The organism is Kitasatospora sp. NPDC059803 (assembly GCF_042732255.1).
In the GTDB taxonomy this organism is placed as follows: Bacteria; Actinomycetota; Actinomycetes; order Streptomycetales; family Streptomycetaceae; genus Kitasatospora.
In genome coordinates this window covers 1-2,105 of record NZ_JBHWIJ010000546.1, presented here as the reverse complement: position 1 = coordinate 2,105, position 2,105 = coordinate 1, and the positions used below count along the sequence as shown (strand labels likewise).

General features: G+C 74.2%; 1 protein-coding gene and 2 pseudogenes. 2 read left to right on the top strand and 1 reads right to left on the bottom strand.

The window, feature by feature from the left end:
• Positions 1-346: pseudogene (locus ACFV6I_RS39350) on the top strand (NAD-dependent dehydratase); the annotation flags it as partial.
• Positions 347-385: 39 nt separating this feature from the next.
• Positions 386-1,927, top strand: a complete 1,542-nt coding sequence (locus ACFV6I_RS39345; protein ID WP_380431070.1) for an AMP-binding protein — start codon at positions 386-388, stop codon at positions 1,925-1,927.
• A 47-nt stretch (positions 1,928-1,974) separates the two neighbouring features.
• Here ACFV6I_RS39345 and ACFV6I_RS39340 read toward each other — a convergent pair.
• A pseudogene (locus ACFV6I_RS39340) lies at positions 1,975-2,105 on the bottom strand (two-component sensor histidine kinase); the annotation flags it as partial.

Here is a 2,105-nt window from a genome sequence, read left to right as displayed (position 1 = left end):
GCCACACCGCGCCGCGCTGGCGGCCCTGGCCGCCCGCGGCCCGGGAGGCCCCCGCGCCAACAACGTGGCAAGGGGCGAGGTCCGCACGATCGGCGAGCTGGCCGGGGCGCTGGCGGCGGCGTACGGCGGCCCGGCACCACTGGTGACCGGCGAGTACCGCCTGGGCGACGTCCGGCACATCACCGCCGACTCCTCCCGGCTGCGCGCCGAACTCGGCTGGCGCCCGCAGGTGCCGTTCTCCGCCGGGATGGCCGAGTTCGCGGCGGCGCCGCGGTCCGGCGCCGCACCTGACTGCCCGTCCGATGTCGGCCGGAACTCGCCGGTGAAGAGCGGAGGATGGGGCTAGCCTGGCGGCATGGTTGCAAACTACAAGGGAGATGTGGCCGTGAACGACCAGGAATTCGTCAGCGCACCCGCCCTGATCCTCCGGTCCCTCTCCGCCGACCCCGGCCGGCGGGCCATCGTCACCGCCGACGGCGTCGAGATCACCGCCGGCGACTTCGCCGCCGCCACCTACCGCCTCGCCCACGAGCTCATCGCCCGGGGCGTCACCCGCGGGGACACCGTCACCCTCCTCACCGGCAACACCGCCGAGGCACTCGGCGCCCGCTACGCCGCGGGCCTCGCAGGTGCGCGGGTGGTCACCCTGTACGACGGCATGAGCACCCCGGTCCTGGCCGAGGTCGCGGCAAGCGTCGACGCCGCCGTCCTCCTCGTGGACGCCGAACGGTACGCGGAGGCCGCCGAGTTGCTGCCCCTGATCGACGTGCCGACGGTCCTGCGCCTCGGCGCCGGACCAGCGACCGTCGGCGAGGACGTGATCGCCGCCGCCGCTAACCGCCCCGCCGAGCCGCCCGCCGTCCGGATCGGCCCGGACGACGACCTCGGCATCCGCCACACCGGCGGTACCACCGGAATCCCGAAGGGCATCGTCAGCCTGCACGGCCCCTACCGCGGCGTCTTCGACACCTCGTTCGGCTCCGCCGGCACGGCCGACGAGGCGCCCCGCTTCCTCGCCGCCACCTCGCTCGCCCACCTCGCCGGGATCTTCTCCGACCTGACGCTCCACCACGGCGGCACGGTGGTCCTCCAGCGCACCTTCGACCCCGGCGAGGTCCTGGCCGCCGTCGAGCGCGAGCGCATCACCAGCCTCTGGGCGCTGCCGCCGCTGCTCTACCAGCTGCTCGACCACCCGGCGATCGGCCGCACCGACCTGTCCAGCCTCCGGCAGATCATGTACGGGGGCTGCGCCGCCTCGCCCACCCGGATCCGCGAGGCGCTCAAGGTGTTCGGGCCGGTCCTGGTAGGCATCTACGGGATGTCCGAGGCGCAGCTGATCTCCTTCCTCACCCCGGAGGGGCACGACCGGATCGCACAGGGCGGCCAGGTCTCGGTCGGCCGGCCCCTCCCGGGCGTCGACGTGGAGATCCGCGCCGAGGACGGCACCGGGCTGCCGACCGGAGAGCAGGGCGAGGTCCACATCCGATCGGCCGGACTCATGGCCGGGTACTGGAAGCGGCCCGACCTGACCGCCGAGGTGCTGCGCGACGGCTGGCTGAACTCCGGCGACGTCGGCTACTTCGACGCGGACGGCTACCTCTACCTGGCCGACCGGGTCAAGGACCTGATCATCGTGGTCGGCGGGCACGTCTACCCGTCCGAGGTGGAGGACCTGCTGCTCACCCACCCGGCGATCGCCCGCTGCGCGGTCTTCGGCGTGCGCGACGCGCAGGAGGCGGAGCACGTCCACGTCGCCGTCGTTCCCGCTCCGGGGCAGCAGCCCGAGTTGGCGGACGTCCAGGCGTTCGTCACGGCCCGCAAGGGGCGGATCTACGCGCCGGAGGCCCTGCACCTCGTGGACGAGATCCCGCTGACGTCGGTCGGCAAGCCGGACAAGAAGCGGCTGCGCGAGGCCGTGGCCGAGTAGGCCGAGTAGGCCGCGCGCTCGAAAGGCGGACCCCGGGACCTGCCTCGTCATTCCCTCCGGGCGCGCGGCGCGGGCAGGGCGATCTCGAAGCAGCAGCCCCCGGCGACGTTGCGCACCTCCGCCCGCCCGGCGTGCGCCTCGACGATGCCGCGCACGATGGCGAGCCCGAGCCCGGCAC